This is a genomic window from Actinomadura sp. NPDC048032 (genome assembly GCF_040653175.1).
Taxonomy (GTDB): domain Bacteria; phylum Actinomycetota; class Actinomycetes; order Streptosporangiales; family Streptosporangiaceae; genus Spirillospora; species Spirillospora verrucosospora.
This window is the reverse complement of the sequence record NZ_JBEZJP010000063.1, coordinates 1-17,377: the sequence shown is the minus strand read 5'-3', so window position 1 is coordinate 17,377 and position 17,377 is coordinate 1. Positions and strand designations below refer to the sequence as shown.

The 17,377-nt window shown below is 73.7% G+C and carries 19 protein-coding genes; 17 read left to right on the top strand and 2 right to left on the bottom strand.

Going from position 1 to position 17,377, the window contains the following annotated elements; translation table 11 throughout:
• Window positions 1-22: 22 nt before the first annotated feature.
• The 11 genes from AB0C69_RS11815 (at window position 23) to AB0C69_RS11765 (ending at window position 9,218) form a co-directional block, all read left to right on the top strand.
• Window positions 23-1,060: a site-specific tyrosine recombinase XerD gene (locus AB0C69_RS11815; RefSeq protein ID WP_360352777.1), complete on the top strand. Its 1,038-nt coding sequence runs from the start codon at window positions 23-25 to the stop codon at window positions 1,058-1,060.
• Between the two features lie 206 nt (window positions 1,061-1,266).
• Entirely contained in the window at window positions 1,267-2,133 is an 867-nt protein-coding gene (locus AB0C69_RS11810) for a ParA family protein (RefSeq protein ID WP_345175615.1), read from the top strand.
• Between the two features lie 37 nt (window positions 2,134-2,170).
• Window positions 2,171-2,806, top strand: a complete 636-nt coding sequence (locus AB0C69_RS11805) for a hypothetical protein (protein WP_360352775.1) — start codon at window positions 2,171-2,173, stop codon at window positions 2,804-2,806.
• A gap of 110 nt (window positions 2,807-2,916) precedes the next feature.
• Window positions 2,917-3,828: a segregation/condensation protein A gene (locus tag AB0C69_RS11800; protein WP_360352773.1), complete on the top strand. Its 912-nt coding sequence runs from the start codon at window positions 2,917-2,919 to the stop codon at window positions 3,826-3,828.
• On the top strand, window positions 3,821-4,396 hold the full coding sequence (gene scpB / locus AB0C69_RS11795; protein ID WP_345175285.1) for an SMC-Scp complex subunit ScpB: 576 nt from the start codon (window positions 3,821-3,823) through the stop codon (window positions 4,394-4,396). Before AB0C69_RS11800 ends, scpB begins: the two co-directional genes overlap by 8 nt.
• The gene (locus tag AB0C69_RS11790; protein WP_345175282.1) at window positions 4,393-5,124 is read left to right on the top strand and encodes a pseudouridine synthase; all 732 of its coding nucleotides are present in this window, start codon (window positions 4,393-4,395) and stop codon (window positions 5,122-5,124) included. The genes scpB and AB0C69_RS11790 overlap by 4 nt, the downstream gene beginning before the upstream one ends.
• Window positions 5,125-5,172: 48 nt before the next feature.
• A complete protein-coding gene (gene aroH / locus AB0C69_RS11785; RefSeq protein ID WP_345175280.1) occupies window positions 5,173-5,535 on the top strand; it encodes a chorismate mutase in 363 nt (120 codons plus the stop codon).
• Window positions 5,536-5,545: 10 nt separating this feature from the next.
• Window positions 5,546-6,637 (top strand): prephenate dehydrogenase, encoded by a 1,092-nt coding sequence (locus tag AB0C69_RS11780; RefSeq protein ID WP_360352770.1) that lies wholly within the window; start codon window positions 5,546-5,548, stop codon window positions 6,635-6,637.
• A 119-nt stretch (window positions 6,638-6,756) separates the two neighbouring features.
• Entirely contained in the window at window positions 6,757-7,419 is a 663-nt protein-coding gene (cmk, locus tag AB0C69_RS11775) for a (d)CMP kinase (protein WP_345175277.1), read from the top strand.
• A 37-nt stretch (window positions 7,420-7,456) separates the two neighbouring features.
• Window positions 7,457-8,842, top strand: a complete 1,386-nt coding sequence (gene der, locus AB0C69_RS11770) for a ribosome biogenesis GTPase Der (protein WP_345175275.1) — start codon at window positions 7,457-7,459, stop codon at window positions 8,840-8,842.
• 172 nt (window positions 8,843-9,014) lie between these two features.
• Window positions 9,015-9,218 (top strand): hypothetical protein, encoded by a 204-nt coding sequence (locus AB0C69_RS11765; RefSeq protein ID WP_345175273.1) that lies wholly within the window; start codon window positions 9,015-9,017, stop codon window positions 9,216-9,218.
• Here the strand turns inward: AB0C69_RS11765 and AB0C69_RS11760 are convergent.
• Entirely contained in the window at window positions 9,215-9,820 is a 606-nt protein-coding gene (locus tag AB0C69_RS11760) for a hypothetical protein (RefSeq protein ID WP_360352767.1), read from the bottom strand. The genes AB0C69_RS11765 and AB0C69_RS11760 overlap by 4 nt on opposite strands.
• A gap of 91 nt (window positions 9,821-9,911) precedes the next feature.
• Between AB0C69_RS11760 and AB0C69_RS11755 the strand changes: the two genes are divergently transcribed.
• Entirely contained in the window at window positions 9,912-11,039 is a 1,128-nt protein-coding gene (locus tag AB0C69_RS11755; protein WP_360352765.1) for a nucleoside 2-deoxyribosyltransferase domain-containing protein, read from the top strand.
• A 1-nt stretch (window position 11,040) separates the two neighbouring features.
• Here the strand turns inward: AB0C69_RS11755 and AB0C69_RS11750 are convergent, their stop codons facing one another.
• On the bottom strand, window positions 11,041-12,015 hold the full coding sequence (locus AB0C69_RS11750) for an alpha/beta hydrolase (RefSeq protein WP_360352763.1): 975 nt from the start codon (window positions 12,013-12,015) through the stop codon (window positions 11,041-11,043).
• A 171-nt stretch (window positions 12,016-12,186) separates the two neighbouring features.
• Here AB0C69_RS11750 and AB0C69_RS11745 point away from each other — a divergent pair, with 171 nt between their 5' ends.
• The 5 genes from AB0C69_RS11745 to AB0C69_RS11725 all read left to right on the top strand — a co-directional run bounded on the left by AB0C69_RS11745 (window position 12,187) and on the right by AB0C69_RS11725 (window position 17,247).
• Window positions 12,187-12,594 (top strand): helix-turn-helix domain-containing protein, encoded by a 408-nt coding sequence (locus AB0C69_RS11745; RefSeq protein WP_345175267.1) that lies wholly within the window; start codon window positions 12,187-12,189, stop codon window positions 12,592-12,594.
• A 9-nt stretch (window positions 12,595-12,603) separates the two neighbouring features.
• Window positions 12,604-13,380 (top strand): molybdate ABC transporter substrate-binding protein, encoded by a 777-nt coding sequence (gene modA, locus AB0C69_RS11740; RefSeq protein ID WP_360352760.1) that lies wholly within the window; start codon window positions 12,604-12,606, stop codon window positions 13,378-13,380.
• Window positions 13,377-14,201 carry a molybdate ABC transporter permease subunit gene (gene modB, locus AB0C69_RS11735; protein ID WP_353832067.1) on the top strand — a complete coding sequence of 275 codons (825 nt, stop codon included), beginning with the start codon at window positions 13,377-13,379 and terminating at the stop codon, window positions 14,199-14,201. The genes modA and modB overlap by 4 nt, the downstream gene beginning before the upstream one ends.
• Window positions 14,198-15,250, top strand: a complete 1,053-nt coding sequence (locus tag AB0C69_RS11730; RefSeq protein ID WP_360352758.1) for an ABC transporter ATP-binding protein — start codon at window positions 14,198-14,200, stop codon at window positions 15,248-15,250. Before modB ends, AB0C69_RS11730 begins: the two co-directional genes overlap by 4 nt.
• 179 nt (window positions 15,251-15,429) lie before the next feature.
• Entirely contained in the window at window positions 15,430-17,247 is a 1,818-nt protein-coding gene (locus tag AB0C69_RS11725) for a phosphoenolpyruvate carboxykinase (GTP) (protein ID WP_345175259.1), read from the top strand.
• The last annotated feature ends 130 nt before the right edge of the window (window positions 17,248-17,377 follow it).

Below are 17,377 nucleotides of genomic sequence, written 5' to 3'. Positions count from 1 at the left end.
CCCTCCGGTCGCCGGAGGGGGCATGATGGGCGGGTCCCCGGAGCCCACGGCCGGAAGAGGTGCCGCCCTGTCCCCGAGCCCGTCCTCCCGGAGCACCGCGCGGCGCCCCGAACGCGACGCCGGCGCTGGGTCCGCGCTCGACTCGGCCGTGCGCGCCTACCTGGGGCACCTGGCCGTCGAGCGCGGTCTCGCCGCCAACACGCTCAGCTCCTACCGGCGCGACCTGCGCCGCTACGCGCAGGTGCAGGCGGGGAGGGGCCGGGAGGCGGTCGGGGAGATCGCGGAGGAGGACGTCCGCGCGTTCCTGGTGGGGCTGCGCGAGGGCGACGGGGAGCATCCGCCGCTGTCGGCGGGCTCGGCGGCGCGGGCGCTGGTGGCGGTCCGGGGGCTGCACCGGTTCGCGCTGCGCGAGGGGCTCGCCGCCGACGACCCCGCCCATGACGTCAAGCCGCCCACGCCGCCGCGCCGGCTGCCGAAGGCGATCTCGCTGGAGGACGTCGAGCGCCTGCTGGCGGCGGCGGCCGGCCCGTCCGGCGACCCCGGCACCGCGCGCGGCCTGCGCGACCGGGCGCTGCTGGAGCTGCTCTACGGGTCGGGCGCGCGCATCTCCGAGGCCGTCGGCCTGGACGTCGACGACCTCGACCTGCGGGACGGGTTCGCCCGCGTGGCCGGCAAGGGCGGCAAGGCGCGGGTCGTGCCCATCGGCGACTACGCCCGCGAGGCCGTGGACGCCTACCTGGTGCGGGCCCGCCCCGAGCTGGCCGGGGCCGGGCGGGGCGGCCCGGCGCTGTTCCTGAACGCGCGCGGCGGACGGCTGTCGCGGCAGGGCGCCTGGATGGTGCTGCGCGCCGCCGCCGACCGGGCGCAGCTGTCGGAGGTGTCCCCGCACACGCTGCGGCACTCGTTCGCCACGCACCTGCTGGACGGCGGGGCCGACGTCCGCGTCGTCCAGGAACTGCTGGGGCACGCCTCGGTCACCACCACGCAGGTCTACACTCTCGTCACCGTCCAGCTGCTGCGCGAGGTGTACGCGACCTCGCACCCGAGGGCGCGGAACTGACCCGCTCCGCGGGCGCAGCGGACACGCACTAAGGGACGAATCGGGCCATCCGGCACATCGACAAATCGCGACGTTCGTTGCGCGTCGGCTTGAGCGACGGGGTGGACGGCCCTAGAGTCCCCGTTCTGGATGGCATTTCCAGGCCGCCGGGGAGGGATCTGGTGACCAGCACTAACAGTGCGGATGGAGTCCTCTCCTCCGCCACCATAGAGACCGACCCGAGCCGCGCCCTCGGGCCCACTCAGCGACCCGTGCCGGTGTTCCCGGAGCCGGAGCCGCTGGCCGAGCACGGGCCCGCGCGGATCGTGGCCGTGTGCAACCAGAAGGGCGGCGTCGGCAAGACCACCACGACGATCAACCTGGGCGCCGCGCTCGCCGAGTACGGCCGCCGCGTCCTGCTCGTCGACTTCGACCCGCAGGGCGCCCTGTCGGTGGGCCTCGGCAAGGGCGACCCCCGCCAGCTCGAGGTGACGATCCACAACCTGCTGCTCGAACGCGACACCGAGTGGGAGGACGTCGTCATCGAGACCGGCGTCGACGGGATGGACCTGCTGCCGAGCAACATCGACCTGTCCGGCGCCGAGGTCCAGCTCGTCCACGAGGTCGGCCGCGAGTACATCCTGCAGGGCGCGCTGAAGTCGGCGGTCGACCACTACGACTACATCCTCATCGACTGCCAGCCCTCGCTCGGCCTGCTCACCGTGAACGCGCTGGCGGCCAGCGAGGGCGTGCTGATCCCGCTGGAGTGCGAGTACTTCGCGATGCGCGGCGTCGCGCTGCTGATGGAGACGATCGAGAAGGTGCAGGGCCGGATCAACCCGGGCCTGGTCATCGACGGCGTCCTCGGCACCATGTACGACTCGCGGACGCTGCACACCCGGGAGGTCCTCGGGCGCATCGTCGAGGCGTTCGGCGACAAGGTGTTCCACACCGTGATCAACCGTACGGTGCGGTTCCCCGACGCGACCGTCGCGGGGGAGCCGATCACTTTCTTCGACCCCAGCTCGATGGGCGCGAACGCCTACCGCAGCCTCGCCCGCGAGGTCCTCATCCGGTGGGCCGAGTTCGAGTGAGGCCGCCCAGCCGCCGCTGATCCCGAGGGAGCGCACCATGGGCCACCCCCCGCCCGCGCCGTACGGCCCGCCGCCCGGAGCCCTCCCGCCGCCCTCGCCGACCCGGGGGCGGGGCCCGCTGGTCATCGTGCTGGTCGCGGTGACCGCCGTGGTGCTGGTCGCGGTCTGCGGCCTCGGGGCCTATCTGGTCCTGCGCGAGGACGGCGGCTCCTCGGCCGCCGCCTCGTCCGGCCCGGTCGACCTGCGCGTGCCGTTGACGTTCCAGCTCGTGGCGAGCGTGTCCGCCCCGCCGTGCGCGGGCGGCGCCGTCACCGTCACGGGCGCCTCCGAGTGCTACACGCTGGGTCCGGACGCCCTGGCGGTGCGCCGGCTGGAGAAGGTCGAGGCCGTCCCGCCCGACCCGGCGCGCGGCAGCCCCGGATGGTCCGTCGCGCTGACGCTGACCTCGACGGACGCGCCCCGCTTCGCCGAACTGACCCGCAGGGCCGCCGCGGCCTTCGCCGCCCGGGAGCCCGGCGGACGGATGGCGATGCTCGTCGGCGGGGCCCTCGTGTCGGAGCCCGCGCAGGTGATGCAGGCCATCACCGGCGGCGAAGTGGAAATCAACGGACCCGCCGCCACCTTCACCCGCGCCTACGCGGAAGGCCTCGTCCGGCGGATGACGGGGCGGTAGCGCCCGCCCGCGGCGGCGTCACCGCCGGTGATCGCGGCTGGTGCGAGCGCGCGCCGGAGCATGGGACGATGGGGCCGGTGAGCACAGGGCACGAGGAGCTCTCCGCTACCGTGAGCGACGTGGACGCGACGTCGCCCGAGCCGGGGCGCGAGACCGACGAGGAGCAGGGGTTCCGCGTCCGCCTGGACAACTTCGAGGGCCCCTTCGACCTGCTGCTCGGCCTGATCTCCAAGCACAAGCTCGACATCACCGAGGTGTCGCTGCACAAGGTCACCGACGACTTCATCGCCCACATCCGCTCGCACGGCGCGGAGTGGGACCTCGACCAGGCCAGCCACTTCCTGCTGGTCGCCGCGACCCTGCTGGACCTCAAGGCCGCCCGGCTGCTGCCGTCCGGCGAGGTCGACGACGAGGAGGACCTGGCGCTGCTGGAGGCCCGCGACCTGCTGTTCGCGCGGCTGCTGCAGTACCGGGCGTACAAGGAGGTCGCGCGGGTGATCGCGGCGCGCGTCGCCGACGCGAGCCGCCGGTTCCCGCGCCTGGTCCCGATGGAGCCGAAGTTCGCCAACCTCCTGCCGGAGGTGCTGCTCGGCCTCGGCCCGCAGGAGTTCGCGCGGCTCGCCGCCAAGGCGCTCGCCCCGAAGACGCCCCCGTCGGTCTCGGTCGAGCACATGTACCAGCCGAAGGCCAGCGTCAAGGAGCAGGCCGCGATCGTCGTGGAGCTGCTCCGCCGGCTGCGCCGGACCACCTTCCGCGTCCTGGCGGCCGACGCCGAGGGCACCTACGAGGTGGTCGCCCGGTTCCTGGCCCTGCTGGAGCTGTACCGGGAGCAGGCGGTCACGTTCGAGCAGGACGAGCCCCTCGGCGAGCTCCACGTCACCTGGACCGGAACCGACGACGGCGACGTCGAGGTCGGCGACGACTACGAGGGCGCCGCGAAGAAGGACTCCGCGGAGGGCGCCGCCGGGGACGCCGCCGGACCCGACGAGAAGAGCCGGAAGGACGAGGAAGACGATGAGTGAGGAACCCGGCGCGGACGCGCCGGAGCTTCCGGGGCTGCGCGCCTCGATCGAGGCGATCCTGCTCGTGGTGGACGAGCCGGTCACCGAGATGACGCTCGCGCAGCTGCTGGAGCGGCCCCGCGGCGAGGTCGCCGCGACGCTGCGGGAGCTGGCCGCGGAATACACCGAGCAGGGCCGGGGGTTCGATCTCAGGGAGGTCGCCGGCGGCTGGCGGTTCTACACCCGGGACGTCTGCGCCCCGGTGGTGGAGCGGTTCGTCACCGACGGGCAGCAGGCGCGGCTCACCCAGGCCGCACTTGAGACGCTCGCCGTCGTCGCCTACCGGCAGCCGGTGAGCCGGGCCCGCGTGTCGGCGATCCGCGGCGTCAACAGCGACGGCGTCATGCGGACGCTGACCCTGCGCGGCCTGATCGAGGACGCCGGGCAGGACCCGGAGTCGCAGGCCCACCTCTACCGGACCACCGGGTACTTCCTGGAGCGGCTGGGGCTGCGCGATCTCGACGAGCTTCCCGAGCTCGCCCCCTACCTTCCCGATGACCTTCCAGAAGAGATAGTTGAGGACGCGTGAGCGAGAACGAGGGCGTACGCCTGCAGAAGGTCCTGGCCGAGGCCGGGATCGGCAGCCGCCGCCACTGCGAGGAGCTGATCGGCGAGGGCCGCGTCACCGTCAACGGGCACAAGGTGTTCCGCTTCGGTGAGCGCGTCGACCCGCGGAGCGCCGTCATCCATGTGGACGGCAAGCGGGTCGAGACCAGGTCCGAGATGCGCTACTACGCCATCAACAAGCCGCGCGGCGTGGTGTCGACCATGGCGGACGAGCGGGGCCGCAAGTCCCTGGCCGACTACGTGGAGGTGCCCGAGCGGCTGTTCCACGTGGGGCGGCTGGACACCGACACCGAGGGCCTGATCCTGCTCACCAACGACGGTGAGCTGTCGCACCGGCTGACCCACCCGTCCTACGGGGTGTTCAAGACCTACCTGGCGGAGATCCACGGTCCGATCCCGCGCGACCTCGGCAAGCGGCTCAGGGCCGGAGTCACCCTGGACGACGGACCCGCCAAGGCCGACAAGTTCCGCATCTTCGACCAGGTCGGCCGGCGCGTGCTGGTCGAGATCACCCTGCACGAGGGGCGCAAGCACATCGTCCGGCGGCTGCTGAAGGAGGTCGGCTTCCCCGTCCAGCAGCTCGCCCGCGTCGAGTTCGGGCCGATCAAGCTGGGCCAGCTGAAGCCGGGCGGGATGCGGGCGCTCACCGTCCAGGAGATCGGCGAGCTGTACAAGGCCGTGGGCCTGTAGAGGCACCGGACACGACGACGACACCGGACACGACGAGGGGAAACGACTGTGACGGTACGCGCGGTCCGCGGCGCGACGCAGATCGACGCCGACGACCGGGACCAGATCCTGGAGGCGACGACCGAGCTCGTCTCGGAGGTGATGGCCCGCAACGGGCTGACCACCGACGACGTCATCAGCGTCATCTTCACGGTGACGCCGGACCTGACGGCCGAGTTCCCGGCGCTCGCCGCCCGCAAGCTCGGGTTCCACGAGGTGCCGCTGCTGTGCGCCACCGAGATCGGCGTCCCCGGCGCGCTGCCGCGGGTCATCCGGCTGATGGCGCACATCGCGACGGACCGTCCCCGCTCCGACGTCCAGCACGTGTACCTGCGCGGCGCCACGGCGCTCCGGCTGGACATCGCACAGTAGGGTTTCCGACGTGAGCGAGGACGTGGTGGCGCGGCGGATCGTCGTGGTCGGGACGGGCCTGATCGGGACGTCGATCGCCCTGGCGATGCGGGAGCGCGGCTCCGAGGTGCGGCTGACCGACCGGGACCCGGCGGCGCTGGCCCTGGCCGTGGAGCTGGGCGCGGGCGAGGCGCTGCCGGACGGGGCGCGGGGGGAGCCCGCCGACCTGGCGGTGCTCGCGGTGCCGCCGGCGGCGGTGGCGGTGACGCTGCTGGACGCGCAGAAGCGCGGCCTGGCGACCGCCTACACCGACGTGGCCAGCGTGAAGGCGCTGCCGCTGGCCCAGGCGGCCGAGCTCGGCTGCGACCTGACCACGTTCGTGGCGGGCCACCCCCTCGCGGGGAGCGAGCGGTCCGGGCCGAGCGCGGCGCGGCCCGACCTGTTCCTCGGCCGCCCGTGGGCGCTGTGCGCGACCCCGGAGGCGACGCCGGAGACGGTCGAGGTCGTGACGGGCTTGGCGCAGGCGTGCGGCGCGATGCCGGTCCAGGTGGACGCCGCCGAGCACGACCGGGCCGTCGCGCTGGTCTCGCACGCCCCGCACGTGGTGTCGGCGGCGGTCGCCGCCCGCCTGACCGGCGCCGACGACGTGGCGCTCGGCCTGTCCGGGCAGGGCGTGCGCGACGTCACCCGGATCGCGGCGAGCGATCCCCGGCTGTGGATCGGCATCCTGTCGGCCAACTCGGCGCCCGTCGCCGACGTGCTGGAGGCCGTCGCCACCGATCTCGCGGTGGCGGCGTCGCTGCTGCGCGACGGCAGCGAGGAGGCCGCGACGCACGTCGCCGACCTGCTGCTGCGCGGGAACGCGGGCCGGTCCCGCATCCCCGGCAAGCACGGCGGCGACCAGCCCGCCTACGCGACGGTGCAGGTGGTCATCCCCGACCGGCCGGGAGAGCTGGCGATGATCTTCCAGGCGGCGGGGATCGCGGGGGTCAACATCGAGGACGTGACCATCGAGCACTCCCCGGGCCGCCCGCTCGGCGTGCTGGAGCTGTCGGTCGTCCCGGAGGCGGCCGAGCGGCTGGCGGAGGAGCTGCGCGCCCGCGGCTGGTCGGTGCCCGGCTAGGCCGCAGTGGTGCCGGGAGGCCGGTAACCTGGGGCGCCGAAGACTTGCTCCGGGGGGCTTCCGCACGCCGGCGCGGCGACGAGCGCCGCCCGCTTCACGACGACAGAGAAGGAGCGATCGTGCCGCTCGTCATCGCCATGGACGGTCCGTCCGGGTCGGGGAAGTCCAGCGCGTCCAAGGGCGTCGCCCGGGCGCTCGGGCTGCGCTACCTGGACACGGGCGCCATGTACCGCGCCATGACGTGGTGGATGCTGGAGAACGGCGTGCCGGTCGAGGACGGCGCCGCGGTCGCGGCCCGCGCGCAGGACCCGGTGATCGAGTCCGGCACCGACCCGGCGGCGCCGACGATCACGGTGGACGGGACGGACGTGTCCGGCCCGATCCGCACCCGCGCGGTGACGAACGCGGTCAGCGCCGTCAGCTCCGTCCCGGCGGTGCGCGCCCGGCTCGTGGAGCTCCAGCGCGAGATCATCGGAGCCGGCGGGATCGTGGTGGAGGGGCGCGACATCGGGACGGCCGTCGCGCCGGAGGCCCCGGTCAAGGTGTTCCTGACGGCGAGCGCCGAGGTCCGCGCGGCGCGCCGCGCGAAGGACCTGGCCGCCGACCCGGGCGCGTCGGTGACGGTCACGCAGGCCGAGCAGGAGCGGCGGGACCGGCTGGACTCGACGCGCAAGGCCTCGCCGCTGGCCAAGGCGGCGGGCGCGCACGAGATCGACTCGACCGGGCTGAGCCTGGACGAGGTCATCGAGGCGGTCGTCCGCCTCGCCAAAGAGCATGAGTGAGCGGGCGGCCTGACGGCTCCCGCCGGGGAATGTGACAGTGAGCGATTTCGAGATCGAAACGGTGGATGCCGTCGAGGACGTCGACCAGGACGCGGGCCCGGCGCCGGTCGTGGCCGTGGTGGGGCGGCCGAACGTCGGCAAGTCCACCCTGGTCAACCGGATCATCGGCCGGCGTGAGGCCGTCGTGGAGGACGTCCCGGGCGTGACCCGCGACCGGGTCGCCTACGACGCGGCGTGGAGCGGGCGCCGGTTCACCGTCGTCGACACCGGCGGCTGGCTGCCGGACTCCTCCGGCCTGGCGGCGGCGATCGCCGAGCAGGCGCGGCTGGCGGTCGAGCTGGCCGACGTGGTGATGTTCGTGGTGGACGCGACCGTGGGCGCCACGGACGTGGACGAGGCCGTGGTGGAGATCCTGCGCCGGTCCGGCAAGCCGGTGGTGCTGGTCGCCAACAAGGTCGACGACGTGGGCGCCGAGTCCGACGCGGCGCTGCTGTGGTCGCTCGGCATCGGCGAGCCGCACCCGGTCAGCGCCCTGCACGGGCGCGGCAGCGGCGACCTGCTCGACGCGGTGCTGGACGCGCTGCCCGAGGAGCCCCCGGCGGAGACGTTCGGCGAGGCCGGCGGGCCGCGCCGGGTCGCGCTGCTCGGCCGCCCGAACGTCGGCAAGTCGAGCCTGCTGAACAAGCTGGCGGGGGAGAACCGCGCCGTCGTGGACTCGGTGGCGGGCACGACCCGCGACCCGGTCGACGAGCTGATCGAGCTGGGCGGCAAGACGTGGCGGTTCATCGACACCGCCGGGATCCGGCGCCGGCACCGCGAGAACCAGGGCGCCGACTTCTACGCGACGCTGCGGACGCGGTCGGCGCTGGAGCGCGCCGAGGTCGCGGTCGTGCTGGTGGACGCCGACCAGCCGCTCGCCGAGCAGGACCTGCGGATCATCTCCATGGTGATCGAGTCGGGCCGGTCGCTGGTCATCGCCTACAACAAGTGGGACCTGCTCGACGAGGAGCGCCGCCACTACCTCGAACGCGAGATCGACCGGCAGCTGCACACCGCGCGGTGGGCGCCGCGGGCGAACATCTCCGCCAAGACCGGGCGGCACATGGAGAAGCTGGTGCCGGCCATCGAGACGGCGCTGGAGGGCTGGGGCACCCGCGTCCCGACGTCCAAGCTGAACCAGTTCTTCGCCGACCTGGTGAACTCGCATCCGCATCCGGTGCGGGGCGGCAAGCAGCCGCGCGTGCTGTTCGCTACGCAGGCGGGGGTGCGGCCGCCGCGGTTCGTGCTGTTCACGTCGGGCTTCCTCGAGGAGGGCTACCGGCGGTTCATCGAGCGGCGGCTGCGGGAGGAGTTCGGGTTCGACGGGACGCCCCTCGACATCACGATGAAGATCCGCGAGAAGCGCGGCAAGGGCAAGAAGTAGCCGAAATGTCACGCGTGGCCCGCCGGGGAGCTTCCCCCGCCGGGCCGCCTCGTGGCAGGATGCACCTGCGGGGCGAGTAAGTCTTCCATTACTCGCTGGTCCCGCGACGGACGCGTTCGCACGTCCGGGCGCCGGGTCTCCCCGGCGCCGGGACGCGGTCGAGGGGTGTGACGTGAAGCTCTTGCTGCTCATCGCCGTCGCCGTCGCCTGCGTGGCGCTCAGCTTCGCATGGCGGGAGCCCTGGATCGGCGGCGTCGGCCTGCTGGTCGCCTTCGTCGCCATGTTCACCGACCGCGACGACGTGCGGCTCGACGACGAGCGCGGCAGCTACGAGACCACCAAGTCGGTCCGCAACATGCGCGGCCGGGGCCGCTAGCGTTCCCAGCGCGTGTCGCCCGCGACGTGCTGGTCGCCGGTGGGCGGCTGGCCCTGGCCCGGCTGGTTCTCCCGCGCGTAGCGCCCGTACACGAGCGGTTGGGTGGTGTTGGACCCGGGCGGTTGTTCGGGCTCCTCCAGCCGCCGCTCGCGGACGCCGACCACCGCGAACCTGCCGAGCGCGAGCGCGGCGAGGAACACGATCACGACGCCGAGGCCGGTGAAGCCGGCGAGCTGCTCGGCGACGCGCCGTCCCTCGCTCGCGCCGAGCGGGGCGCCGACGCCCGGGACGTTCCACAGCGTGGCGAGGGTCGGCCCGACGGCGAACCAGGCGCCGGCGAGCGCGGCCAGCCAGCCGCCGAACATCCCGACGGCGCGGTTGGCGCTGAACAGCAGGATCAGCCCGCCCAGAACCGTGGCGGCTCCGGGGGCGATGCTGAGCTGCAGGCGGTCGGCGGTGTAGACCCAGGTGTCGTCCGGCGTGAATCCGAAGTGGAAGTAGGGGCCGACGAGGGGCAGCAGCGCGCCCCACAGCCCCAGCAGGATCAGCAGGATGCCGCTGAGGACGCCTCGGGTGCGCGGAACTCGCATGGTCCCAGCCATGATCGATTCCTCCTGACCGGGAGTGTGATTCTCTTATCAGCAGCGTTTACCCGTTGGTAAGCGGTCCACACGGCCAGAAAGGAGGCGCCGCATGGACGACGGCGTCACCCTCGTCCACGCGCGCGAGGAACCGCCGGACCGCTGGGACGCGGCCGTCTTCCTCGCGGGCCCCACGCCCCGGGCGCCCGGGGTCGCCTCGTGGCGGCCCGGCGCCCACGCCGAGCTGCGGGACCGCTGGCGCGGCGGACGGCTCGTGGTGTTCGACCCCGAGCACCGGGAGGGCCGCTACGACGACTACGACGGCCAGATCGAGTGGGAGGAGCGCTGCCTGCACCTGGCCGACGAGGTCGTCTTCTGGGTGCCGCGCGACCTGGCGACCATGCCCGCCTTCACCACGAACGTGGAGTGGGGGATGTGGCACGACAGTGGCCGGGCGGTGTTCGGCGCGCCGCCGGAGGCGCCGAGGAACGGCTACCTGCGGCACTACGCGGAGAAGTCCGCGGTGCCGACGGCCTCCAACCTGCCGGAGACGGTCGCGGCGGCGCTGCGCCGGATCGGCGCCGGCGCGCCCCGGGCCGGAGGGGAGCGCGAGGTCCCGCTGCTGCTGTGGCGGGACGCGGCGTTCCAGCGCTGGTACGCGGGCCAGCGGGGCGCGGGCAACGCGCTGCTTGGGGCTCGGGTGGTGTTCCGGTTCGGGGTGTGCTGGGGCCTGCGCGTCCGGGTCCGCGTGGCCGCGGAGGACCGGGTGAAGGACAACGAGATCGTCATCGGGCGGCCGGACATCTCGGCGGTCGTGCTGTACCGGCCCGGCGCGACGCTCGACGAGGCGCGGGTCGTGCTCGTGCGGGAGTTCCGGAGCGCGGGCGCGGACGGGGCCGTCCACGAGCTGCCGGGCGGTTCCGGGCCGGGCGGCCCCCGCGAGGTGGCGCTCGCGGAGGTCGCCGAGGAGACGGGGCTGGCGCTGGAGCCCGGCCGGCTGCGCGAGCACCGCTCCCGGCAGGTGAACGCGACCCTCTCGGCGCACCGTGCGCACCTGTTCTCCGCCGAGGTCACCGCCGAGGAGCTGGAGCGGCTCCGGGGCTCGGGCCCGCACGGGGCGGCGGCGGCCGGCGAGCGCACCTACGTCGTGGTGGCCGCGTTCGGGCGGATCAGGCGGGAGGGGCTCGTGGACGCCGCCAACCTCGGGATGATCGCCGAGGCGCTGCTGGAGGCGCGCTGACTCAGCCGTCCAGGGCGTCGCGGACGAACGCGCCGAGCGCGGCGATCGCGGCGCGCGACTCGGGCAGGTACGGCCCGAACATCTGGAACACGTGCAGCTGCCGGTCCCACACCTGGAGCGTGACCGGCACCCCGGCCTCGGCGAGGCGCCGCGCCATCAGCTCGGAGTCGCAGTACAGCAGCTCGGGGGACCCGGCGGTGAGCAGGACGGGCGGCAGCCCCGCGAGGTCGGCGCGGACGGGGGAGATCGCCGGGTCGGTGAGGTCGAGGTGGCCGAGGAACCCCTCGACGAGGCGTTCCAGCAGCGCCCCCGGGTCGGAGGGGTCGAGGCCCATGTTGGCGTGGGCGAGCTTCCCGGTCAGGTCCATGTCGAGCATGGGGGACAGGGCCGCGAGCGCCGCGGGCATGGGCAGCCCCTCCTCGCGGGCGCGCAGCGCCGTGGCGAACGTGAGGTGCCCGCCCGCCGAGTCGCCCATGATCACGATGCGCCCGGGGTCGATGTCGCGCTCCTCCAGCAGCCACCGGTAGGCGGTGACGCAGTCCTCGACCTCCCGCTCGAACGGGACCGCGGGGATCATCCGGTAGTCCACCGACAGCGCCGTGGCGCCGGACGCGGCCGCGAACGAGGCGACCATCCGGCGGTGCGTGTTGAGGCCGCAGGAGATCCAGCCGCCGCCGTGCAGGTAGAGGATCGCCTTGTCGCGCGGCGGCGCGGCGCCGGGCGCGGACACCCACTCGGCGCCGAAGCCGTCGAGGCGGACCTTCTCCACGCGGACGCGCCGGGGCGTCCCGGCCCGCGCCGCGAGCCGGTCGATGAGCGCGGCGCGGCGCAGCGCCCGTTCGTCGAACGGCCGGCCCGCGAACCGGGCGAGGCCGGGGCGCACCAGCCGCCGGACGCCCGCCGAGACCGCCCGGGAGCGCAGGCTCGCCGTCCCGTGCCGTTCGATCACCAGGGTCGCGGGGCCTTGTGCCGTCACGGGTCCTCCTCGCCTCGGGGGATGTAAGTAGATGGTGACATCCGGGGCGAGCGCGAGGGAAGACGGGGTGTCGTCCCCCGTGCCTGCGAGGACGATTAGTTCAGAAGTGTCGCTATATCGAGTGACTTTCCGCTCTTCCCCTTGCATTTGCGACTCTCTAGGATTTGCGGGGTGACGACGTTCAGGATCAGCGAGGCCGCCGCGCTCCTCGGGGTGAGCGCCGACACCGTCCGCCGCTGGGTGGACGGCGGCCGGCTCCCGGCGTCCCGGGACGAGCACGGGCACCGGCGGGTGCCGGGGGCCGCGCTGGCCGCCTTCGTGCGCGACCAGGCGCGCGGCAGCGGACCCTCCGACCAGGCCGAGCGCTTCTCCTCGGCGCGCAACCGCCTGCGCGGGATCGTCACCGAGGTCATCCGGGACGGGGTGATGGCGCAGGTCGAGATCCAGGCGGGGCCGTTCCGCGTCGTGTCGCTGATGAGCCGCGAGGCGGCCGACGACCTCGGCCTGGAGGCGGGCGTGGTCGCCGACGCCGTCGTCAAGTCCACGAACGTCGTCGTCGAGGTCCCGGACCAGGGCTGAGGAGGCACCGTGTTCAAGCGAACGGCGTCGGCGGCGGTGCTGGCGCTCACCCTCCTGGCCGGCTGCGGCGACGTGGGGGGCGAGGGCTCCTCCGGGAGCGGGAAGCCGGGCGGCGCGACCCTGACGGTGTTCGCGGCGGCCTCGCTCACCGAGGCGTTCACCGCGCTCGGGAAGACGTTCGAGGACGCGCATCCGGGAGTGAGGGTCAGGTTCCAGTTCGGCGGCAGCTCGACGCTGGCCCAGCAGATCACGCAGGGCGCCCCGGCGGACGTGTTCGCGGCCGCGAGCCCCGCCACCATGAGGACGGTGACCGGCGCCGGGGACGCGTCGGGGCAGCCGCGGGTGTTCGCCCGCAACCGCCTGGTCATCGCGGTCCCGAAGGGGGACCCCGCCAAGGTCGCGAAGGTGGGCGACCTCGGCAGGCCGGGGCTGAAGGTCGTGCTGTGCGCGGTGCAGGTGCCGTGCGGCGCCGCGGCCGGGACCGCCCTGGCCGCGGCCGGGGTCGAGGTCGAGCCGGTGTCGCGGGAGAAGGACGTCAAGGCCGTCCTGACGAAGGTGGGGCTGGGGGAGGCCGACGCCGGGCTCGTCTACCGCACCGACGTGAAGGCCGCCGGCGGCGAGGTCGCGGGCATCGAGTTCCCGGAGGCCGCCAAGGCGATCAACGACTACCCGATCGTCGAGGTCGCCAGGGCGCCGCACGGCGCGCTCGCCAAGGAGTTCATCCAGCTGGTGGTCGGCGAGCAGGGCAGGTCGGTGCTGAGCCGGGCGGGCTTCGAGGGGCCGTGACCCGACCGGGGAGAGCGCCGCGGGAGGCGGATCGGCTGCCGGGGAGGCCGCCGTGGGTGCTGCTCGCGCCCGCGCTGCTCGGGCTCGCCTTCCTGGTGCTGCCTCTGGCCGGCCTGCTCGTCCGGGCGCCGTGGTCGACGCTCGGCACGCGCCTCCTGCAGGCACAGGTCCTGGAGGCGCTCCGGCTCTCGCTGCTCACCGCGACCCTGGCCACCTGCCTGTGCCTTCTGCTCGGCGTCCCGCTCGCCTGGACGCTCGCCCGGGTCCGCTTCCCCGGCGTCCGGCTCGTCCGGGCCCTGGTGACCGTGCCGCTGGTGCTGCCGCCGGTGGTCGGCGGCGTCGCGCTGCTGCTCGTGCTCGGACGGCGCGGGCTGGTCGGCGGGTGGCTGGACCGCGCCTTCGGCCTCACGTTCCCCTTCACCACGGCCGGCGTCGTGCTCGCCGAGGCGTTCGTGGCGATGCCGTTCCTGGTGATCAGCGTGGAGGGCGCGCTGCGCGCCGCCGACCTGCGCTACGAGGAGGCGGCCGCCACGCTCGGCGCCGGCCGCTGGACGGTCTTCCGGCGGGTCACGCTGCCGCTGGTCGCACCGGGCGTCGCGGCCGGGACGATCCTGTGCTGGGCGCGGGCGCTCGGGGAGTTCGGGGCGACGATCACGTTCGCGGGCAACTTCCCCGGCCGGACGCAGACGATGCCGCTCGCGGTGTACCTGGCGCTGGAGACCGACCCGCAGGCGGCGATCGTGCTCAGCCTCGTCCTGCTCGCCGTGTCGGTCGCCGTTCTCGCCGCGCTCCGGGACCGTTGGGTGGGCGGCGCGAGATGAGCGGTCCCGGGGGGCTGGACGCGCGGCTGGTCGTCCGCCGGGCCGCGTTCGACCTCGATCTCGCGCTCACCGCGGGGCCGGGCGAGGTCGTGGCCCTGCTCGGCCCGAACGGCGCGGGCAAGAGCACCGCGCTGCGCGCCCTGGCCGGGCTCGTGCCGACGGCGGGCGGGCACGTCCGGGTGGACGGCGCGGACCTGCGGCCGCTGCCGCCCGACCGCCGCGGCATCGGCATGGTCTTCCAGGACTACCTGCTGTTCCCGCACCTCACGGCGCTGGAGAACGTCGCGTTCGGGCCGCGCTGCCAGGGCGCCGGGCGCCGGGCCGCGCGGCGGATCGCCGGGGACTGGCTGGAGCGGGTGGGGCTCGCCGAGCACGCGTCCGCGCGCCCGCGGGCCCTGTCGGGCGGGCAGGCGCAGCGGGTGGCCCTCGCCCGCGCGCTGGCCGTCGACCCGCGCCTGCTGCTGCTGGACGAGCCGCTCGCGGCGCTCGACGCGCACACCCGGCTGGAGATCAGGGCCGCGCTGCGCCGCCACCTCGCCGGGTTCGGGGGCGCCGCCGTGCTCGTCACGCACGACCCGCTGGACGCCATGGTCCTCGCCGACCGCCTCGTCGTCGTGGAGGGCGGCCGGCTCGTCCAGCAGGGGACCCCCGCCGACGTCGCGCGCCGGCCCCGCACCGACTACGTCGCGCGCCTGGTCGGCCTGAACCTGTACCGGGGCAGGGCCGAGGGGGGCGCGGTCGCCCTGGGTGACGGCGCCGCGACCCTCGACACTGTCGACTCGCTCGAAGGTGAGGTGTTTCTCGCCTTCGCGCCATCGGCGGTCGCGCTGTACCGGACCCGCCCCGACGGCAGCCCGCGCAACCTCTGGCGCACGACGGTCGGCGCGGTCGAACGGCACGGGGACCGCGTCCGGGTGCGGCTGTCCGGCCCGCCTTTCGACGCCGTAGCGGACGTCACTCCCGCGGCCGTCGCGGAGCTCGGATTGGCGGAGGGAAGCCCCGTTTGGGCCGCCGTCAAGGCCACCGAAACCCACGTTTACCCAGCTTGAACGCCCCCGCGCCGTCCGGAGGGCGGATGCGGGCGGTCGGTGCCGTCGACCAGTGATATCCCTCACAGAACCGGGCATCATGCCCCAAAAGCGGACGTGATTGGTCCAGACCAAATGGCAAAAACGACGGGTCTTGTTCATCATGCAAAGATCCTGCGAACAGCTGAAGGAGACGCCCCGTGTCCAACCAGGTCCCCGGCCTCGACCAGGCCCCTACCGGCCACACCGAACTGATTGAGTGGGTACGCGGGATCGCCGAGCTGACCGGGCCCGACCGGGTCGAGTGGTGTGACGGCTCGGAGGAGGAGTGGGAACGGCTCACCGGCCTCCTCGTCGAGCAGGGCACCCTGACGCGACTCGACCCCGCCAAACGGCCCAACAGCTTCCACGCGGCCTCCGACCCCACCGACGTCGCCCGCGTCGAGGACAGGACGTTCATCTGCTCGGAGAAGCAGGAGGACGCCGGTCCCACCAACAACTGGATCGCGCCGGCCGAGATGCGCGAGACCCTGGGCGGCCTCTTCGCGGGTTGCATGAAGGGCCGCACCATGTACGTGGTGCCGTTCTGCATGGGCCCGCTCGGGGGCAACATCTCGCAGCTGGGCGTGGAGATCACCGACTCCGCCTACGTCGCCGTGTCCATGCGGATCATGACGCGGATGGGCGAGGGCGCGCTGCGCCTCATCGAGGAGCGCGGGTCGTTCGTCCGGGCCGTCCACTCCGTCGGCGCCCCCCTGGAGCCGGGCCAGGAGGACGTCAAGTGGCCGTGCAACTCCACCAAGTACATCACCCACTTCCCCGAGACCCGGGAGATCTGGTCCTACGGGTCCGGGTACGGCGGCAACGCGCTGCTCGGCAAGAAGTGCTACGCGCTGCGCATCGCCTCGACGATGGCCCGCGACGAGGGCTGGATGGCCGAGCACATGCTCGTGCTGAAGCTGACGCCGCCCACCGGTGAGACCCGCTACGTCGCCGCCGCGTTCCCGTCGGCGTGCGGCAAGACCAACCTCGCCATGCTGGAGCCGACCATCCCCGGATGGAAGGTCGAGACGATCGGCGACGACATCGCCTGGATGCGCTTCGGCGACGACGGCCGCCTCTACGCCATCAACCCCGAGGCCGGGTTCTTCGGCGTCGCGCCCGGCACCGGCGAGAGCACCAACGCCAACGCGGTCAAGACGCTGTGGGGCAACAGCATCTTCACGAACGTCGCCCTCACCGACGACGGCGACGTGTGGTGGGAGGGCCTCACCGACGAGCCGCCCGCGCACCTGACCGACTGGAAGGGCAACGACTGGACGCCGGACTCCGAGAGCCCGGCCGCCCACCCGAACGCCCGCTTCACCACCCCGGCCGGGCAGTGCCCGATCATCGCCGACGAGTGGGAGGACCCGAAGGGCGTCCCGATCTCGGCGATCCTGTTCGGCGGCCGCCGCGCCTCCGCCGTCCCGCTGGTCACCGAGTCGTTCGACTGGCAGCAGGGCGTGTTCCTCGGCGCCAACGTCGCGTCCGAGAAGACCGCCGCCGCCGAGGGCGCCGTCGGCGAGCTGCGCCGCGACCCGTTCGCGATGCTGCCGTTCTGCGGCTACAACATGGGCGACTACTTCGGCCACTGGCTGGAGATCGGCAAGGCGACCGACGCGGAGAAGCTCCCGCGGATCTACTACGTCAACTGGTTCCGCAAGAACGCCGACGGCAGGTTCATCTGGCCCGGCTTCGGCGAGAACAGCCGCGTGCTGAAGTGGATCGTCGAGCGCCTCAACGGCAAGGCCGACGCGGTCAAGACCCCGATCGGCCACCTGCCGACCCGGGAGGCGCTCGACACCGAGGGCCTGGACATCGACGACGCCGACCTGGAGACGCTGCTGTCGGTGGACACCGAGGTGTGGAAGCAGGAGGCCGCCCTCGTGCCGGAGTTCTTCGAGAAGTTCGGCGACCACACGCCGAAGGCGCTGTGGGACGAGTACCACGACCTGGTGCGCCGCCTGGAGCACTGACGCTCGGCCGGAGCCGTGCCACCGGCCGGACCCGTGGGCCGGTCGCGAACTGCGACCTCGTCGCGCTCCCCTCGTTCTACGACGGGATGCCGAACGTGGCGCTGGAGGCGGCGGCGCTCGGCGTGCCGCT

Coding starts and splice junctions, on each gene's coding strand:
- AB0C69_RS11815 (WP_360352777.1), top strand. CDS start 23: ATGATGGGCGGGTCCCCGGAGCCCACGGCCGGAAGAGGTGCCGCCCTG.
- AB0C69_RS11805 (WP_360352775.1), top strand. CDS start 2,171: ATGGGCCACCCCCCGCCCGCGCCGTACGGCCCGCCGCCCGGAGCCCTC.
- scpB (WP_345175285.1), top strand. CDS start 3,821: ATGAGTGAGGAACCCGGCGCGGACGCGCCGGAGCTTCCGGGGCTGCGC.
- AB0C69_RS11760 (WP_360352767.1), bottom strand. CDS start 9,820: ATGGCTGGGACCATGCGAGTTCCGCGCACCCGAGGCGTCCTCAGCGGC.
- AB0C69_RS11755 (WP_360352765.1), top strand. CDS start 9,912: ATGGACGACGGCGTCACCCTCGTCCACGCGCGCGAGGAACCGCCGGAC.
- AB0C69_RS11730 (WP_360352758.1), top strand. CDS start 14,198: ATGAGCGGTCCCGGGGGGCTGGACGCGCGGCTGGTCGTCCGCCGGGCC.